Source organism: Nostoc sp. S13 (assembly GCF_029379315.1).
In the GTDB taxonomy this organism is placed as follows: Bacteria; Cyanobacteriota; Cyanobacteriia; order Cyanobacteriales; family Nostocaceae; genus Nostoc.
In genome coordinates this window covers 15855-33820 of sequence record NZ_JAQYWQ010000046.1, presented here as the reverse complement: position 1 = coordinate 33820, position 17966 = coordinate 15855, and the positions used below count along the sequence as shown (strand labels likewise).

16 protein-coding genes are annotated in these 17966 nt (G+C 41.8%); 7 read left to right on the top strand and 9 right to left on the bottom strand.

The window, feature by feature from the left end:
• The first annotated feature begins 106 nt into the window (after nt 1–106).
• Nucleotides 107–2818, top strand: a complete 2712-nt coding sequence (locus PUQ00_RS16045; RefSeq protein WP_300418403.1) for a PAS domain S-box protein — start codon at nt 107–109, stop codon at nt 2816–2818.
• 119 nt (nt 2819–2937) lie between these two features.
• Here the strand turns inward: PUQ00_RS16045 and obgE are convergent, their stop codons facing one another.
• Both obgE and PUQ00_RS16035 read right to left on the bottom strand, forming a co-directional pair.
• Complete coding sequence (obgE, locus tag PUQ00_RS16040; protein ID WP_300418400.1) at nt 2938–3966, bottom strand: GTPase ObgE; 1029 nt, start codon at nt 3964–3966, stop codon at nt 2938–2940.
• 75 nt (nt 3967–4041) lie between these two features.
• Nucleotides 4042–4719 carry a Mo-dependent nitrogenase C-terminal domain-containing protein gene (locus tag PUQ00_RS16035; RefSeq protein ID WP_300418397.1) on the bottom strand — a complete coding sequence of 226 codons (678 nt, stop codon included), beginning with the start codon at nt 4717–4719 and terminating at the stop codon, nt 4042–4044.
• A 225-nt stretch (nt 4720–4944) separates the two neighbouring features.
• On the opposite strand from PUQ00_RS16035, the gene PUQ00_RS16030 reads away from it, so the two are divergent.
• The 4 genes from PUQ00_RS16030 to PUQ00_RS16015 all read left to right on the top strand — a co-directional run bounded on the left by PUQ00_RS16030 (nt 4945) and on the right by PUQ00_RS16015 (nt 9254).
• Nucleotides 4945–6045 carry a glutamate--cysteine ligase gene (locus tag PUQ00_RS16030; protein ID WP_300418393.1) on the top strand — a complete coding sequence of 367 codons (1101 nt, stop codon included), beginning with the start codon at nt 4945–4947 and terminating at the stop codon, nt 6043–6045.
• A gap of 535 nt (nt 6046–6580) precedes the next feature.
• Nucleotides 6581–6937: a hypothetical protein gene (locus PUQ00_RS16025; protein WP_300418391.1), complete on the top strand. Its 357-nt coding sequence runs from the start codon at nt 6581–6583 to the stop codon at nt 6935–6937.
• Nucleotides 6938–7796: 859 nt separating this feature from the next.
• Complete coding sequence (locus tag PUQ00_RS16020) at nt 7797–8336, top strand: Dps family protein (RefSeq protein ID WP_300418388.1); 540 nt, start codon at nt 7797–7799, stop codon at nt 8334–8336.
• A gap of 150 nt (nt 8337–8486) precedes the next feature.
• Nucleotides 8487–9254, top strand: coding sequence for a ChaB family protein (locus PUQ00_RS16015; protein ID WP_300418386.1), 768 nt, complete (start codon nt 8487–8489; stop codon nt 9252–9254).
• A gap of 247 nt (nt 9255–9501) precedes the next feature.
• On the opposite strand, the gene PUQ00_RS16010 is transcribed toward PUQ00_RS16015, so the two are convergent.
• Nucleotides 9502–9900: a TIGR02588 family protein gene (locus PUQ00_RS16010; RefSeq protein WP_300418384.1), complete on the bottom strand. Its 399-nt coding sequence runs from the start codon at nt 9898–9900 to the stop codon at nt 9502–9504.
• Entirely contained in the window at nt 9897–10784 is an 888-nt protein-coding gene (locus PUQ00_RS16005; RefSeq protein WP_300418382.1) for a TIGR02587 family membrane protein, read from the bottom strand. The genes PUQ00_RS16010 and PUQ00_RS16005 overlap by 4 nt, the downstream gene beginning before the upstream one ends.
• Before the next feature lie 402 nt (nt 10785–11186).
• On the opposite strand from PUQ00_RS16005, the gene PUQ00_RS16000 reads away from it, so the two are divergent.
• The gene (locus PUQ00_RS16000; protein ID WP_300418380.1) at nt 11187–11369 is read left to right on the top strand and encodes a CsbD family protein; all 183 of its coding nucleotides are present in this window, start codon (nt 11187–11189) and stop codon (nt 11367–11369) included.
• Nucleotides 11370–11430: 61 nt separating this feature from the next.
• Here PUQ00_RS16000 and PUQ00_RS15995 read toward each other — a convergent pair whose 3' ends face one another.
• The 3 genes from PUQ00_RS15995 to PUQ00_RS15985 form a co-directional block, all read right to left on the bottom strand.
• Nucleotides 11431–11715, bottom strand: a complete 285-nt coding sequence (locus PUQ00_RS15995) for a hypothetical protein (protein WP_335029471.1) — start codon at nt 11713–11715, stop codon at nt 11431–11433.
• A gap of 33 nt (nt 11716–11748) precedes the next feature.
• Nucleotides 11749–13479, bottom strand: coding sequence for a DNA mismatch repair endonuclease MutL (gene mutL, locus PUQ00_RS15990; protein ID WP_300418378.1), 1731 nt, complete (start codon nt 13477–13479; stop codon nt 11749–11751).
• A 574-nt stretch (nt 13480–14053) separates the two neighbouring features.
• Complete coding sequence (locus PUQ00_RS15985) at nt 14054–15103, bottom strand: adenosine deaminase (protein ID WP_300418376.1); 1050 nt, start codon at nt 15101–15103, stop codon at nt 14054–14056.
• Between the two features lie 538 nt (nt 15104–15641).
• Between PUQ00_RS15985 and PUQ00_RS15980 the strand changes: the two genes are divergently transcribed.
• On the top strand, nt 15642–15851 hold the full coding sequence (locus PUQ00_RS15980) for a hypothetical protein (RefSeq protein ID WP_292834571.1): 210 nt from the start codon (nt 15642–15644) through the stop codon (nt 15849–15851).
• Nucleotides 15852–16401: 550 nt separating this feature from the next.
• Here the strand turns inward: PUQ00_RS15980 and PUQ00_RS15975 are convergent.
• Both PUQ00_RS15975 and PUQ00_RS15970 read right to left on the bottom strand, forming a co-directional pair.
• Entirely contained in the window at nt 16402–16713 is a 312-nt protein-coding gene (locus PUQ00_RS15975) for a threonine dehydratase (protein ID WP_300418371.1), read from the bottom strand.
• A 134-nt stretch (nt 16714–16847) separates the two neighbouring features.
• Entirely contained in the window at nt 16848–17726 is an 879-nt protein-coding gene (locus PUQ00_RS15970; protein WP_300418368.1) for a phosphodiester glycosidase family protein, read from the bottom strand.
• Nucleotides 17727–17966: the final 240 nt, after the last annotated feature.

Below are 17966 nucleotides of genomic sequence, written 5' to 3'. Positions count from 1 at the left end.
AGTTGTTGCAACCGTATTTATTCAGGGAATAATAAATATTATTCATGCTGACCCACACGGAGCTAAATAAAAGCTGTTTAGCTCAATTTTAGAGATAAATTCGGGTATGAACCATCCTAGATTCTTAGATAACCCCGCGCAAAAACAAAACACGGAGCAGCAAAACTTCTCCCTAGCGTTTCTGCATGAAATGATCAATAGCATCTGTGATCCAATTTTTGTCAAAGACCGTCAACATCGTTGGGTATTACTTAACGATGCCTACTGTGATTTCGTCGGTCATAGCCGAGAAGAATTAATTGGCAAGTCAGACTATGATTTTTTTCTTCAAGCAGAAGCTGATGTATTCCGACAAAAAGATGAACTGGTTTTCACCGCAAATATTACTAATGAAAACCAGGATCTTTTTACCGATGCTCAGGGTATAGCCCATCTCATCTCTACAAAAAAGTCTTGCTTTGAGGATGAGACTGGTAATAAATTTTTGGTAGGTAGTATTCGAGACATCATTTTACAGAATGAAGCCGGGAAAGTTCTGGGTGTGACTGGTAGAGTTACTGATTTTACTGAACTCATGCAAAAGAGTGAGGCACTTCGGGAAACCCTGAAAAAACCAGACCAGCAAGTAGAGTCAGACCTACACCGCATTAATGCTTTACTGCAAGCTCAACAAGAAGCTTCTATCGACGGAATTCTGATTATTAATCAAAATCGTACGATTGAATCATCCAATCATAAATTCTCTCAGCTATGGCAAATTCCTGCGGCACTGCTCCAAACACGCGACGATCGCCAACTCCTGGGATGGGTACTAGACCAACTAATCAATCCAGACGAATTTCTGGCTAAGGTGGAGTATCTTTACCAGCATCCACAAGAAAGCAGCCGTGATGAAATTTTCCTGAAATCTGGAAAGATTTTTGAGCGCTATTCTGCACCCGTGTGTAAAGAGCAAGGGGCTTGTGGTGAGATATCATCTTCAGGAGATTATTACGGTAGGATTTGGTATTTTCGCGACATTAGCGAATACAAGCAAGCAGAGGCAGAACTTAGGGCTTCACAGCAAAGACTGGCGTTGGTGATTGAACAAACACCTTTAGCAATTATTGAATGGAATACCAATTTTCAGGTTGAGACATGGAATCGGGCAGCAGAAAGAATCTTTGGATACACCACAGAGGAAATGCTGGGAAATCCTTTTGAGATCATAGTACCTGAAAACGCTAGAAAACACGTAAATGAGATTATCAGTGCCCTGTTAAGCCAACGTGGAGGAAGTTTTAGTGTCAACGAGAATGTCACTAAAGATGGCAGGACGATGGTCTGTGAGTGGTATAACAACCCGTTAGTAGCTCCTGATGGCCAAGTTATTGGCGTTGCCTCAATGGTGTTAGAAATCACAGAACGCAAACGAGCTGAAGAGGAACAGCAAAAATTTGTAGCGTTGATTGAAAACAGCAGCGACTTTATTGGCATTGCTTCAATGTCAGGGCAAATTCTGCATGTGAACCCTGCCGGACTCAAAATGGTGGGAATTAGTAGCCTGGAAGCAGCCAAAACCAAGTCTATGGATGATTTTCATTCGCCAGAAGCTTTTGCAGAGTTGATAGAGCAAATTATTCCTTTAATATCTCAACATGGTTTTTGGCAAGGCGAGTTTCGCCATAGACATTTTCAAACAGGTATAGAAATTCCCACTGATTGCAGCCTGTTTATGGTTAAACATCCTGAAACAGGAGAGCCTTTCTGTCAGGTAGCTGTTGCTAGGGACATTACAGAACGCAAACAAGCCAAGGAAGCCCTGCTAAAGTCGGAAGCCCAACTTCGACAACAAGCCCAAGACCTCAAAGAAACACTCCGCGAACTTCAACACACCCAGACTCAGTTAATTCAAAGTGAAAAGATGTCCAGCTTAGGTCAACTAGTCGCAGGAGTGGCACACGAAATCAACAACCCGGTCAATTTTATCTATGGCAACCTCAACCCTGCCAAAGAATACACCCAAGATTTACTTGCACTTTTGCAACTCTACCAAAGTCATTATCCTCAACCTGTGCCAGAAATTGAGGATTTTGCAGAACTAATCGAACTAGACTTTCTGAAGTCAGACTTGCCACAAATACTAAACTCGATGAACGTTGGGGCAGACCGCATTCGGGAGATTGTGCTTTCCCTGCGAACTTTTTCGCGCTTAGATGAAGCCGAAATGAAAGCTGTTGATATCCATGAAGGAATCGACAGCACTCTGATGATTTTGCAAAGCCGCCTCAAGGCTAATGACCAGCGCTCGACAATTGAAATAATCAAAGAATACGGCCAATTACCACTGGTTGAATGTTACGCTGGGCAGCTAAACCAAGTATTCATGAATATTTTGTCAAATGCGATCGATGCTTTAGAAGAGGGAGATAAGGGGAATAACCAATACCCAATACCCAATACCCAATACCCAATTCCCAATGCCCAATACTTCTCTACGAGGGGCTGCGCCAACGGCAACGCTGAGTACAAGTGCCCAATGCCCAATGCCCAATGCCCAATTTCGACAATTCGCATTTGTACCCAACTACTAAAGCCAAATCAGGTAATAATTAGGATTATCGATAATGGATTGGGAATACCAGAAGATGTTAAAAAACAACTATTTGACCCCTTCTTTACCACCAAGCCCATCGGCAAAGGTACGGGGATGGGACTTGCCATCAGCTACCAGATCATTACAGAAAGACATGGTGGCTCCTTAGAATGTATTTCGCAGCCAGGACAAGGCGCTGAGTTTGTGATTAACATTCCCCTGATTCAGCATCTGTCAACATAATTCGTAATTTTAAGAGCTTTCCTACCGTGATTCAAAGAAAACAGGCAATAATCTTCAGTCACCCACGTTTAAAAACGCCAGATTGAAAACTTGGGCCATTATGAATTACGAATTAGTAATTATCTAAATACCTCCACTTCTTCAGGAACCTTCATTTGGTCAAGAATTCCCCAAATTTCCTGTAACATCGGCTCTAACCCGGTGCGGGTAACGGCTGAAATCACAAAAACCGGGGCGTAGGAGAGATGATTAAGTTGGGTAGCTAACGCCTCCAAATCCACTGTTTCCCGATCAACTGCGTCAATTTTGTTCAGCGCCAAAATTTGCGGACGTTCTGCTAAACCCTGTCCATAAGCTTGTAATTCTTGCTTAATTATGCTATAGTCTCTAACCACATCATCACTAGTAGCATCAATCAAGTGAAGTAGCACTCGCGTGCGCTCGATATGGCGCAAGAAATCATGTCCCAGCCCTGCCCCGTGGGCTGCTCCCTCAATTAGTCCGGGAATATCGGCGAAAACAGTACCATCGCCAGTAGGTTTCCGCACTACACCCAAATTTGGGATCAGGGTAGTAAAGGGGTAGTCTGCGATTTTTGGACGTGCAGCTGATAAAGAAGAAATTAGAGTGGATTTACCAGCATTTGGTAAGCCAATAATCCCCACTTCTGCCAAAAGTTTTAATTCCAGGCGCAGCTGCTTTATTTCTCCTGGTAATCCTGGAAGGGCGTATTCTGGGGCGCGGTTACGGTTACTCAAGAAATGCTGATTTCCCAATCCGCCTTTACCACCTTGGGCAATCCGCAAAGTCTGCTTAGGCTCAATTAAATCCCCTAACAATTCGCCAGTTTCAGCATCATAAATGGTCGTACCGCAGGGAACTTCGATGATCAAATCCTTTCCTCCTGCCCCAGTACAGTTACTAGGGCCGCCACGAGTACCTTTTTCTGCCTGAAAGCGATGATTGTATCTGAAATCCAACAAGGTTTGCAGATTTTCATCGGCAAGGAAAAATACCGAACCGCCTCGTCCCCCATTACCACCAGAGGGGCCACCAGTCGGCACGTACTTCTCCCGCCGGAAGGCGACAATACCATCGCCGCCCTTACCGGCTTCAACTTCAATTTCTGCTTGGTCGATAAATTGCATACTTAAATAATAGTCAAAAGTGAGGAGTTAGGAATTAGGAGTTAAAAACTATAACTCCTCACTCTATCACTTTAACTAAATATATGGTGAAACATCTTCACCGCATTTATCTGCCAAATAGGAGAGGGCGCGGAAACGTAAGCCCACCAGCTGCTCATACAACGGGTTAACTTTACACATCGGCGGGATGTGGACAATCTTGCGTCCAAATAGGGTGACATCCCGCTCAAAGGGACACTGGGAGGGAATCATTTTACACAAAAAGCGGGCTACTCTTGGGTCTTGGATATCTAGCCTATCCAGCCAGTCACGCAGGGGGTGTAATGCATTAATTTGCCGCTTTGTAAGTCTAGAGCCGGGGATCGTCGGGGTAATTTGCTGTGGGCGTTCTAGGGTGTGGCGAAGGGCTTGGAGTAAATTCTCCGGCTGTTCCAAGACTTGGCAGAACTGTTGCAAAACCTGATCTTCACTGGGAGAATAAGTACCATCTGCGATCGCTACCATTATCGCTGTCCTTAAGAAATTTTCCGCAGCTAGCGTACCTTTACCCAACACTGCGGCTAATTCTTCTGGCGTAATTACCTCTAGTGACTCGCATTTAATCTTAGGAGCTAATTCATCTTTGGTGATACTGGCAATTAATTCCTGTTCTTGAGCATCAAAATTACCATCTGCCCAAGCAATGGTGAGCAGTCCACGCAACCAAGCGGCAATCTGTTCGCTGCTGTAGGGGGATTGAACGGTACTTGTCATAAACTCACGTCTCAAGCTTTCCTCAGTCACTACTAAGCTACCCTACCCAGTGACTATGAAGATAGTGGGGGCAGCAGAGAAAAATAAACTAGAGAGGTTTTCAAATCGCAACAGTCGGTCTTGGGGTAAAATCCATCTGAGAGTAATCTTGAGAATTTTTCTAATTAAACTTATCCTCCATAAATGGCTACGCACATACTTCAATAAACAATTAAGGTATAAATAATGTTTTTCTTTGGTATTGAGCATGAAGTTGCTTTCCTCAACAAAAAAGGAAAGTTTGCTGATTTTACCCACACAAAATTTGCTGATTTCAATCAAATTATTGAAAGGCTACCTATATACCCCAGTGACTATCCTCAACTACGAGTCGGGGATGCGGGTATTAAGATGAAGAGATGGTATATTGAGGGATTTGAAAGATTTGCTGATTCCGACAAGGTGATAGATTGTCATGCCAAAGGTATTGAAATTAGAACAACTATACATTCAGATATTCAAGGCGCTATTACTGAATTATCAGAAAGTTTTCACTTGCTACGTGAGGTTGCTGCTAACTTTGATTTATCACCAGTTTTAGTCAGTTTTAATCCCTACAATCCGGTTTTTGAACCTCAACCCCCATTAAACGATTATGAAATCAAACAGCTACAGGCTTATCCTGACGAACAAACTGCTAATATTCACATGGTGACATACGGGCCAGATTTAAATATTTCAGTGGCAAATATGTCTACTGAAGATGTGATTGATATTGGCAGAAAGTTAACTTATTACAGCCCCTATATCGTCCCTTTTAGTTATAGTTCCCCTTTTTATAACGGAGGTTTATGGGATGGGCTATCGGTACGAACGTTTATCAGAACCGGAAAAAGACCAGCAGTTCTGGTTTTTATTCAGGAACAGGAACAACTGATTAATAGCATACCTTCCTTGACAAAAATTGCCCGCATTCCGGCTGAAGTGGGACGCATTGAATTTAAAGCTTGTGATAGTTGTGATGATTTTTTCATCTATGCAGCTTTGCTGACATTATTCAAAGGTTTGGTGTTAGATGAAACCTTGCGAGGTAGAGCAACTGTACCCGATGCAGCATTACATCAACTTTCTGCAAAAGAAGGGTTTGACAACGAGGCTATCTTTGGCAATGCGACAAAAGTCTTGCAAGCAGCCGAGGTTGCCTTGGGAAATGACCCAGATGTTGATTATTTAACGCCGTTAAAAGTGCTGCTGGCGAAGCGAAAAACAAGATCCCATGAACTAATAGAAATGTTTCATCGCCTAAGTTCAATCGAAGAGGTAATAAAGCAGACTTATCAAGTTTAAAGGAAAGATTTATTTACCCCTCCCCTTAAAAATGGGTTAAAGGGGATATTTAGAGAAAGTGATACTTTACAAATATCCTCTAATGTGCATAGTCATTAAAACTATTTAATTGGATAAAGTCGAGCGAACTAAACATAAATAATAGAGCTATTAATCTACTAAGACTATATTAAGTCGATATACCTAGAGACTGATTTTATTGCAATTAAAGATTTAGGAAAGTTCATTCTAGAGATTGATGCAGACGTTAGCCTTTTCAAAGTAAAAGTAGAAACAGAGAACCGGAAAAGAAAAATGTCAGTATAAGATGTAGTTCTTTTGCTAAAGAATTAAGGTGGTATTTGATTATTATACCTGACTAATTCGATGCAGAAATACAAAGGCAATTTCTTCGTCAGGTTCGTTTCTGAAGAACTTCCAGATTTAAGCGCAGCTTGTTAGTTTTATTATTGCTCAAGTTTGCCAAATAAAGTTATGAGCTTCCGCCCTTTTAGTGAAAGTTCTGCGTTGTTAAAACTGTTATCGAGGATTTCAAATGAAGATTATTGCTTCGGTTTTATCTATCTTCCGTCCAGTACGTTTTCTAGTTGTAGCTTTTACTTGTGCCTTAATATTGCTATCTAATGCTTTTCCTGCTTTTGCAATCGATAGCTACCAAAGTGACCCTACCGAAGGTACTACACAACTGCTTGACATTCAGCGCAAAACTGACGAAGCCGCGAAAGAACCACCACAAGGATTGAAACAGGTTCAAGACGAGTCCAACAAAGGACTAAATGAGGTTCAGGGAGATGCTGATATTGACAAGCAAAAGCGTCCTGAAAATTCACAGAGTGCAACATCTACGGAAGAAAATCTAAAGAATTTTTTGGACAAAGTTACAGGTAAATAACAGAGTTAATACCTTGGTAATTTTTCGGTAGTAATGGGTGATTGCGTAAAAGCAGTGACCCATTGCTGATTAGTAATCTTAAGCTGGCAACTTCAATTAAACCTCGTCTATTTTGATACCTGGAGTAGTGCGGGCAGCAAGATGCTCCCACTACTTTTAAAACTATGGTTCTCAAAATAGATGTGGTTTAAGTATAAAATTATGTTGACCCTGAGCATTTTTGATGAAACTGCGTTTAGATACAGCAGAATTCAGAATTCAGGAGTCAGAATGGGCTACGCCCCGCTGCGCTAACAGAAGTAAAACGTGAGCATCTCAAATAGACATCTCCGAAAAAGAATGTAGAGATGCGAAATTTCGCGTCTTTACAAGGGTTATAGATAAGGCATATTTAATTTCACCAGATGTCTAATGTATAAGTAATATCAAACCCAGGTAATAAATTGTGATTGCGTTCGCCCTTGGCGTTGCCGCAGGGTACGCAACCTAGTGGAGCGTTCGCAGAGCGTCTCGTTGGCAATGACAAACATGTTGTGGCAAAATTTGGATATTCCCAGTAAAATAGGCTTTATACTTGGCTTTGAGACGAATCGTTGTGTACTTCACCTTCCTTGAAATCTGCTGTAGTTTTGATTACAGATTTCTTGATTGATAATTATATTTAATATATATTTGTAGCTCAAAAAATTAATAAAGTTCGCTAATTACTAAATTATTGGCTTAATACTACCTATTATGGCATAGGTATAATTATGTAATGTGATAATTAATTTAAACTCTTAATATTTCCTTTGGTTGATGTGGATTATGTGGGAAATTTGATAAATTAGTAAATAAGTTTGCTTAGGGATGGAAAACAATGCGTTCGATAAACATTGGTTTGACAGAAGAACAGCGTCAAAGTGTAATTAATCTGTTGAATCAAGATTTGGCAGATGCCTATCTACTGTTGGTGAAAACCAAAAAGTACCACTGGGATGTCGTTGGCCCTCAGTTCCGCTCTTTGCACCAGCTTTGGGAAGAACACTACCAAAAGCTGACTCTAAATATTGATGCTTTGGCAGAGCGGGTTCGTGCTTTGGGCGGTTTCCCAGTTGGCTCATTGGAAGGATTTCTCAAGATTGCTACCCTCAAGGAACATGCTGGTAGTGTTCCGACAGCAACAGGGATGGTAGCTAATCTAGTTGATGATCACGAGCAAGTTATTCGTAACTTAAGAGACCATGTGGATCAGTCTGGTGAAAAGTTCCACGATCAGGGAACTGCTGACTTTTTAACTGGACTGCTAGAACAGCATGAAGAGATAGCTTGGATGCTGCGTTCATTTATTGAAGGGGAAGCACTAGACCCCGATGGTAGAAAGCCAGCATCAGAGGCTAAGACACCTGTAGGTGTGTAGCTAATAACGTCTGAGTAGAGGATAGCTGAGTGTCAAACCAGTTGAGGGAGGATTGATTTCTCCCTCAACTGGCGTGAAAGGATTAATCTGCGTGCATCTACCTATTCACGATATTCATTGCAAAAAGAACATAATACCAGGATTAGTTAAGTGCCAGAAGTATATAAAGCAGAACGTACTATTTCTGCTGTATTCAAAGATCAGAAGCAAATTGATGATGTGATTCGACGTTTATTAGACAGGGGTGTGCCTAGAGATCATATTTCGGTTATGGGCAGAAACTTCCAGTCAGAAACGAGAATAGCTGGCTTTATTAGTAAAAAAGATGTGATTCTGGGAGGTTTGAGAACAGGGGCAGTTTTTGGTTCCTTGTTTGGTTCCTTTCTCAGTTTGCTCACGGGTGTAGGCGTATTGTTTATTCCGTTTGTCGGCCCAATAGTGGCAGCAGGGCCCATAGGTGCAGTACTGTTGGGGGCTGCTAGTGGAGCGATCGCAGGTAGTGCAGGTGCCGGTTTAGTATCGGTTCTAACTACTTTAGGGATGCCAGAAGATAAAGCGGCTATCTACCAAACCCGCTTACAAGCTGGGGAATTTTTCGTGATGGCAGAAGTTCCGAGCGATCGCGCTGGCGAATTTCAATTGCTGCTCGAAAGTGCTGGTGGCGAAGAAATTCATACGATTGAGAAAACTCTGGCTCGTTCTTGTTCTGGACAGTGCAATAGTCCAGAGGACTTGTCTCCTGAAGTTCGCGCTCATCTTTCTGATGAAGCTCAGAGTACATTCATTGAGCGCTATAATGCTGTACTCGATCAGAAAAGTGACGAATTTACGGCTGAACAAGCTGCTTGGGAGACTGTTCACCAGCAATATGATGAAGATGAAAATGGTGTCTGGTCAAAAGCCAAAGTTAAAGCTTAAACTACTGCGTGTCAGCAATTATATATCTTTGCCTGTTGTTGGTAATTAGTAGACATCTGGTGAAATTAAATATGCGTTATCTAGAACCCTTGTAGAGACGTGAAATTTCGCGTCTCTACATTCTCGGAGATGTCTAGTAATTACGTTCTAGGGGCGCATAGCTAACTGTGTGCCCCTACAAATAACCTATATTCCCTGCAACATGTATATATGTTAGTCCGCGTTGGTGTGCAGTTTTAAATTTTTTCTATGGCAATTTATAGCTACTAACACGCAGATTTAACTGACCTTGGCGCGGGTTCTGGCTGAATATAAATGCGCCTTCTTCACTTTCGCCACTAGATAAAAAGTCGATCTGTTGCTCTCCTGTTTCTGTAACTTTGCCATTAATCAGTAACTCAGCCATTATCTGAACTGACTCAGCTGTATCTCCTCCACTATTCACAACTTCAAAGGGAACATAAAATTGTCCATCAATCTTCCGAATTGTTTGTTTTTTGGTGACAGAAAGCATGGGAGGTTGATTTTTTTCATTCAGCCAAGTGTAGCCCACCAGACTCACAATGATTGCTAGGATCAGTGAGGCGACGCTAAATGTTACCCACTCAGCCATTGAGCGCTTTGGTTGTTGTTCTGTTTTAGTCATATTGCTAACCTGCCAGCTGCACCGCCAATAGTTGCAGGTAAGCCCAGCATCAATGTGTGATCTAACCACATTGTCCAGGGGTCGCTAAAAGTTAATTTTTGAAAGAACCACAGCATAAAAACGCCTGCTAGCAGTGATACTAGGTAGGATATAATGGTTTCGCTCGATGGTCGTTGGAAAATTCCCTTTTGCTGTTTACGCTTTTGCTGGTCAGAAAAGCCTGCCTGAAATACAATGCCATAAGAAATCAGCAAAGATGTAACGATCATTGCCAACTGCCAAGGTGGCGAGGCTGCGGCTGCTAGCATCGGAATTTCATCTGTTGGAGCAATGTTAAATGCAATTACAGTTGCACCAATCAGAGTTGCACTCAAATCGGCGAAGGTGGCCTGTAACTCATCCCCTTGGTTCTGGGTTGTGTTGTTTGCCTGATCGGTTGCTTGTCCTTCTGCATTGCTGTTTCTAGTATCTCCCAACAACTGGTTAGCTAATGCTACACCGATAGCGAAGGGCACACTTTCAAAGATGATTTTACCTAAAGATTCCTTTAGGGGAGTTTCTGGTGTCAATTCTCGCAATAGTAGCAGCACAAAGGTAGAGCAAGCTAGTCCGATCGCGATCGCTTCTACAGTATCCATTGCGGCTTGATCAGCTAGCCAGGTATATCTGCGTTCCCGAAAGCCTTCTATCTGATTCAGAAAGTAAACCACAGTGAACATCAATGCGATCGCCATCATCATCAATTGTGGTTTTGCCAGTGATCCAATCCACCAAACCTCCATTGTGTACAGCAAAGGTATGCCAAATAAAAAACCTCCACAAGCACCCCGAATGATGTCATTAATCTCACTCCTCCAGACATTTTTTTGACGTTTTGTTGGCACTCCCTTACTTTCCTTTTATTGAAAATTTGCTTTGACTTATAGTTCATTCATTTGGGGAAAAGTTATTTTTTTAATATAAATTAATTTTATTTATGATGTATTCATACTTTTTTGATATCGCGTCCTTCTATGGCATCCCGCATCTATCTTAGGTTAAGATAATTTACCCGATTATTCGGTCGGTTGATAGAAGTAAAAAACAATATACTATTGTTAGTTTATCTAATAGACTTATCCACAAATAAACCTCAAAATAGCTGAAACCCTTACATAGCTGGCTTTTTAGCTTATATAAAACAGGAACCTCTAAAACCCTCTCCAGAGCTAGGTTTCAGCCAAATAAAGTTCTCATTTCCGGATAAGTCTAATAGCTGAATCAACTACAAGGTGGAAATAAAAACCATGACTGCCGAAAAAAGAGTAGAAGCTACTGCAAAAAATATTGAAGGAAAAATCCAAGAGGTTGTGGGTGAAATAACCGGTAATCCACAAGATAAAGCTGAAGGACAAGCAAAGCAAGCTGAAGCCCAAGTTACTCACACTGTAGAAAACATTAAAGACGAAATTAAGAAAGCTGTAGACTAATTTCGCTTGTGCAGTCAAATAGCAATTTTAGCGATGATTCATTGTTGCTGATAGTCTAACATTAATTACTCCACTTCCTAAAAGTTAGTGGAGTTTTAGTATTGGCGTAAAATCTGAAAGAGTTAGGGTAGAGTTCCGATTTCAATTCTTGCTTGTACTGTTCCCAAGATACTTTGCCGTTTACTTTTGCATCTTTTAACTCAGCAAGTGTATCTTTAATATCTTTTTCTTCGCTTTGACGAATATCTAATATTTCTAAAACATCTTCTAAAGTATCTTCAGAAACTTGTTCTATTCGCTCATAGATTGCTTTCAATAAGGCTGCTTTTTTAGTTGTGGTTTCCATCTTTACACCTATTATAATGTGTTACCAAAAACATCAAATTCCATGACTTTTACCAATTACCCAATTACGTCGGAAAAACCGGGCTAAAGCTGATTCTTCTAAGGATAGATAAATTGGGCGTCCGTGAGGACAGGTGCGGGGGTTACGAGTGCGTTGCCAATTATCTAAAAGTGTCTGCATTTCTTGTTGATTCATCGGTGTACCATTACGAATGGCACTGCGACAGGCGACGGCTACTTGGGCTGTTTGTAAATCGCCTCCCCAACTAAGTTCTAAAATTGCTTCTGCACAATCGTCTCGCGGCTGCAAAGGTGCGGGGATGTTACGGACTGCCCAAAGTTGTTCGCCAAAGGGTTCTATTTCTAGACCAATACGTTGTAATTGCGATACTTGCGCTGGCGACAATTGATAAAGAATGATTGGCGGTTCAACAGAAACTAGTTGCCAATCATCGCATAATTGCTCATACAAAACTCGCTCATGGGCAATGTGCTGTTCTACTAACCACATCCCACCTGAATGTTCCGCCACAATATAGGTGTTGCTAACTTGAGCGACAGCTTTCAAGGAGTTGGAAACGCGATTAATCGCGTCTGTACAAGAATTAGGAGTTTTGTAATCTTCGTTGGGATTTTGAGGATTGAAATTGTAGCTGCCTTTGGCTTCTGCGGCTTTGAGTAATTTACTAACTCGTGTTGTGTGGACAGCTTCTTTGAGATTGCTAGAAGAGATGCTGAGTGCTTGGTTAATTGCTTGGGTAATTTGCTCTTGCCAATAAATGATTTCGTTCAGGTAAATTTCTGTTTTTGCTGGATTACGATTCCAGTTAATTTGATCGGGAGAAATGGCAAGATGTAGGAAACAAATTGGATAGCGATCGCGTGGTAATGTTCTATGAAATGCTGATAATATCGTTTGCTCTAGTTCCGGTGTTTTAACCATCCGTCCGTTAATGGCTACACGTACCCAATCTGGACGATGACGATGACAGCGATCGGGTAATCCTACCACTAAATTTAGTGAGGAGTGAGGAGAGACCCGATTAATCGCGTCTGTACAGGAGTTTAGCGGGTTGGAGAGTTCTAATTTCACTTCTTGCAAGTCACCTTGTCGCACTTGCCGTAAAATCTGCGGTAGCAGCTGCCCAGTTGTGGCGGCAGGACAGATGGTGAACCATTGACGGTCATTTTGCCAAATCTGCCAGGTGACGTGGGGATGACATAGGGCAATTTGTTGAATTGTGGCTTGCACCGCTTTCATTTGCTGTGCTGTTGTGGGTAATCCCTGACGACGAGATGAGCAATTGCCGAAAAGATGGGAAACTGTAACCACTGTACCAGGTGCGATCGCAGTTACTTCAACTTGCACAACTTCCCCGCCATCGCCATAGCTAATCCGCCATCCTAATTTTCCACCCACAGGACGACTCAAAATTTCCAAATCTGCCAGAGTCGTCAAACTGTGCAACGCCTCACCACGAAACCCTAAACTGTTAATTTTCCATAAATCGGCACTAGAACGAATTTTACTGGTACTGTGGGCTGTGGCTGCTTGTTGCAAATCATCTAGGTTCATTCCACAACCATTATCTGCCACACGAATTCGCCATTGCTGCGGCCATAGAGAAACCACAATTCGCGTTGCACCTGCGTCTAGGGAATTTTCTACCAATTCCCGCACCACAGAAGCTAAAGAGTCGATTACCTCACCAGCTGTAATGAGATATACGACTTCTATTGGTAGAGCTTGAATAGTAGATGCCATAAATTATAGTTTATAGCTTCTGGGGGCAGGGGAGTGGAGGGGAGAAATCAATTCAAAATTCAAACTTCAGGCATTGAAAAAAAAAGATTGGGGAAGATGTAGCTTTAGCTTTCCGCCGGGTGGGAGATGAGGAGGCGAATTTATGAGAAATTTTGCTTAATTGTCAAGAAAACTCAATTAAAAGCCGATTTTTGATAAATTGCTTGTGAGGTTATAAGCCAATACGCTTGGGTTAAGGCTAAAACTCTTTGTCAAAGTCAATTTTTTTAACGAACTGCAAAGGACGCAAAGGAAGAGAAGGAAGATAAGCAAGAAATGCTTAACTGAACTGTATTGGGTTATAAGCAGGAAAAGCTTATGAGTAATAATTTAGTTGCTGATGTCCATGACTTAAAGACCCGTTTGCAATGGGGTTAACCAGGTTTTACAATTGTTGATGTGCGCGTCGTAGGCGCAGCCCGCCGTAGGTCTTACCCTGAGCCTGTGCCGTACCCCTGCGGGGAAGCAAGCTACGCCGAGCGTCTCGTAGAGAAGGGCATCGCCAACACCTACAATCACAGTCGGAAGGTGGTCGTTAATTAGTATCCCTTATTGCCAAAACTTTAGGTGGTTCAGGTTTCAGCAAACCGTTTAACAACGATGCGGGAGGTTGACTGTAAGGCCAAGCAAAAGCATGACGGAAAGCCGCATCTTGACAAGCTTGTAGTTGTTCAAAACTAATAATGTTGTAAGTCAAGAGATTTTCATACTCAAACGGTAGACGCACATTGTGTAATCCAGCATTGTCAGTACAAATAGCGATATCGACCCCAGCATCAAAACAACGATCAAAAACTAATTGGAGTTGACGTATATCTTGCAAAGTACCAGTTTTTAGGTAAGTTGTCGGACAAACCTCTAAACATTGTCCGCGTTTAGCCACATCATTAAGTAACTCTGGATACAGTAGGGGAATTTGAATGCCGTGACCAATCCGCATCAAGTAGGGTAACAGTTCTGGATAACAACCAGCAGTGGTTTCATATAGATGTCCCGTGGTGTTAATGCCCAGCGATCGCGCATAATCATATAAGCTAATCCATTCTTCTAAGCGATCGGCGTAATAGCTATCACCTCCGGCTACATCTACTGCACAGACATACTGTTTATTTTGGGCCGCTAAATCAACAATCGCCTTGTTCACCTCATAGGGTAGGCGCGTGTGCATACAGAGAATTTGACTACTAACAATCGGATATTCTGGCTGGTGGCTGGCAAGTCCTACTACTTGCACAATTTCTGCCATTTTGTCAATTCTCTGTGATTGATTCAGATGCTCAGGTGTCCGTAAATAGGGGGTGTAGCGCAGTTCCAGATAAGCCAAATTTTCAAATATGTAAGCACCCCGCACCAAGCGATAGATAAAGTAAGGCAAAGTCTCGACAGTTTGCACACTTTCTACCAGAGTGTGTAATTCTAGATACTCGTCTAGGGTGTTCCGTGGGCGGGTATAAAAATCTTCAAATTCTGAATAGTCAGCAAATCGGGAAATCAACTCCGAAGAATGCCGCTCAAAATATCGCCATAAAACTCGCGGTACGACGGAACCGCCCAGGTGTCTATGTAATTCAGCATATAAAGCCATAGTGGTATTTTTAAGTAAAAATTTTAATAATTGTAACAAAAACATCATCAGAAAAAATCTGGACTCGAAAAAATTTAGAGTGAAGATGTTCCTTTAACTCCAGAAAAGTTGGAGCTGAGGTTTCCCACCGTCTGGATTTTTCAAATCTTCCCAATCCCTAGTACAGTACGGCGTAAATAAACATACCAATTTCAAATGGTGCAAGAGCTTGGAATATAGTTCTTTTGACTTTTACTCCGACTACGCTCAGTACAAGTGACTTTTGACTTCCGCCTTGCGGTACTAGTCCCTAGTTCAACAGAGGCTCCGACCAAGACGCTGCGCGAAGATCGGGATTTTATGCTTATTTTTCTGAAAATCCAGCATTTAATAGTGTTTTGAGCATAAATAAACTTGACATTATCAATATTAAATTGATAGTATTAAAAACCTGATTTTTTGTGTTACACTGAAATAACATTGCTATATGTTAAGCAAGTGAAATGTAGCAATATATTTTTCCTTTAACTAAGCAAATTCCCGGCAAGGTTGGTATTAATTGAAAATTCAAGCGTTGGATGTCAAGGCTGGCGATCGCATTATTGCTTACTGCAACAACAAAATGCAAACCTGCAAGGTAAAACGCATTTTAGATCCTGGTCAAGCTAATATCACACTATCAGTCTTCACCTCTGAGAATTATCGCGGCTGCTCAGTTTCATCTATAGTCCGTTTTCGGAGCAATGCCTTGGTTGATTTGGTAAGTTAAAAATCAAGTAAATATTCAATCTCAAGAATCTCTCTAGCTCTTCTCTAGCCTCAAACTGGATTTGATTTTATTAAAGTTGCGATGCCCTTCTCTACGAGACGCTCGGCGTAGCTTGCTTCCCCGCAGGGGTACGGTGCACGCTCAGGCTAATACCTGCGGCGGGCTACGCTTACGCACATCCAAATCCGTTAATTGTGGCTGGATGATTTTTCCCAAAAGTGCCCTGACATTATACGAGTGCAGGCGACAGCAATTTTTGAACAAACTGATACTATGCTCATGCGCTACCAATAAATGCAAGAGCTAGGCATATAACTAGAATTGTGCTTATTTTCTAAATTATATACAAAATTATGAGATAAAAAATTGGAGTGCGATCGTGCGAAGCATCCACGGTAGGCGATGTTTAACGACAAGCCCTTCGGGTGACGCTCGATAGCGTTCGCAAAGCGTCTGACTCGCTAAAAGCAGTCGCTCCCCTGTTCTTGCGCTGCTTCACCGCTTTGCGTCTAGGCATTACTAAAATCAACTTCCAATTTGATGGTTTTTGTTAGTTCTTTTTCACATCACGAGCCATGTTGAGGTAATAGTCGTCAATTTTGGTATTAGGATGACGGCGGTTAGTGGTGGGAATTTTAGCAGTGTTATCCTGATTTTTTTCAATTGGCTGTTTCACTGAAGCTTGCTTTATGGCTTGTGGCTCATTAGATTCCAAGAAATAACCAGAGCTAGTAAATCCGAAAAGCTTGGCAAAAAAACCAAAGAAATTTCCGATAAGATTAGAAAAACTTTGGAATAAAACACCAAACAAGCCTTCCAAACGAAGGAACAAGTTCCGAATAATTTGAGGTAGACGAAGCATGATAGCACCTTCAATGATTGCCTATTATCATTGTGACTCAATTGCGATCGCGGGATTGCTGTTATGGCAAAAATCTACCAGTGGATAGGTGTAGCCCAAACAAAGGACAATCGCTGCAATGATACTGTTCAATACTAGTTTTCCTGAACCAGCAAAACCGACTTCACCGGACGCTTGATAGGATTTCCCTCCAAATCAACCTTCCCGTAAAAGGTTTTGCCCTTGTAATAAAGCGAAGATGAACTCCCTCCATCTAGGTTCATCGCTTTATCAGCACCAAGAGTTTTCATAAAATCAGCTAATGCTGGCAACGACACCCCAGAGTTCGCGGGAGCCGAGGATTTTTGAGCCACCATAACTAAAACAACACTGCCATCATGGGTGATACCTACGGCAGTTCTGGCATTGGGTTGGTTGCTACCAAGTGCATCTCGTTTATTGGCATTATCCACAAAACCCTCTTGTACTAACATCAGTTCTGGTAACAGCCGTGGGCCTGCCCCTATAGCATCGACTAACTGACAACCTGCTGGTGGTAACTGACTGTGTAGGGCAATCGAATAGCTGATTGTTTGCCCACATAAGTAGCGGCGGAATTCTGTGCGATTGAATATTTGACGCAGGTAAGATTTTAAGTTGGGATTGTTCACCAGCCGCTCGTTTTGCTTAGGGTCAGCTAGTAACTTCCCTTGTATCACAACATAGGATGTAGATTTTTGGTTAACTGGGTCAAAAAAGCCTGCGTTCAAAATAGCTACGGCTTGATGCTTCTGGGCAAATTCCTCTACAGTGGCTACCTTCTCTGATAATGCAGGAGTTACCAAAAATTTGCTATTAGCTGGAATTAACAGGATGTGAGCTATGCTTTGAGGCAAAATACGCTCGAAGTAGCGGATAGTTTTTGGTGGTGAAGATACAACAGTCGGTATTGAGGGTGTTGAGGAACGCAAATTAAACCACAATACTATTGCCAAACTAATTAATATCAAAGCTAGTAGTTTGATTTTCCTCACATTTAAACTCACTTGCGGTTAGGTAAAAAAAGTTTATTTAATAGTATTTGACAACATCTGTAAAATATTAGCAGAAAAATACCTTCACAGTTTTACGCGTCGGTTACTACCTAATAAACCGTAAAAAATCGAAGTTTTAAAAACTGAATTAAGCATAGAACTAATTCGTGCTGACTCTGTGACATTTCTGTTACTGGGCGATGGCTAATTTTTTGCTGATGGTAAAAATGCTCTCTAAAG

Bases quoted from the DNA above. Each gene is read 5' to 3' on its own strand.
- PUQ00_RS16000 (WP_300418380.1), top strand. From the start codon at position 11,187: ATGACTGCCGAAAAAAGAGTAGAAGCTACTGCAAAAAATATTGAAGGA.
- PUQ00_RS15995 (WP_335029471.1), bottom strand. From the start codon at position 11,715: ATGGAAACCACAACTAAAAAAGCAGCCTTATTGAAAGCAATCTATGAG.
- PUQ00_RS16020 (WP_300418388.1), top strand. From the start codon at position 7,797: ATGCGTTCGATAAACATTGGTTTGACAGAAGAACAGCGTCAAAGTGTA.
- PUQ00_RS16025 (WP_300418391.1), top strand. From the start codon at position 6,581: ATGAAGATTATTGCTTCGGTTTTATCTATCTTCCGTCCAGTACGTTTT.
- mutL (WP_300418378.1), bottom strand. From the start codon at position 13,479: ATGGCATCTACTATTCAAGCTCTACCAATAGAAGTCGTATATCTCATT.
- PUQ00_RS16045 (WP_300418403.1), top strand. From the start codon at position 107: ATGAACCATCCTAGATTCTTAGATAACCCCGCGCAAAAACAAAACACG.
- PUQ00_RS16035 (WP_300418397.1), bottom strand. From the start codon at position 4,719: ATGACAAGTACCGTTCAATCCCCCTACAGCAGCGAACAGATTGCCGCT.
- PUQ00_RS15985 (WP_300418376.1), bottom strand. From the start codon at position 15,103: ATGGCTTTATATGCTGAATTACATAGACACCTGGGCGGTTCCGTCGTA.
- PUQ00_RS16010 (WP_300418384.1), bottom strand. From the start codon at position 9,900: ATGACTAAAACAGAACAACAACCAAAGCGCTCAATGGCTGAGTGGGTA.
- PUQ00_RS16030 (WP_300418393.1), top strand. From the start codon at position 4,945: ATGTTTTTCTTTGGTATTGAGCATGAAGTTGCTTTCCTCAACAAAAAA.
- obgE (WP_300418400.1), bottom strand. From the start codon at position 3,966: ATGCAATTTATCGACCAAGCAGAAATTGAAGTTGAAGCCGGTAAGGGC.
- PUQ00_RS15975 (WP_300418371.1), bottom strand. From the start codon at position 16,713: ATGCTTCGTCTACCTCAAATTATTCGGAACTTGTTCCTTCGTTTGGAA.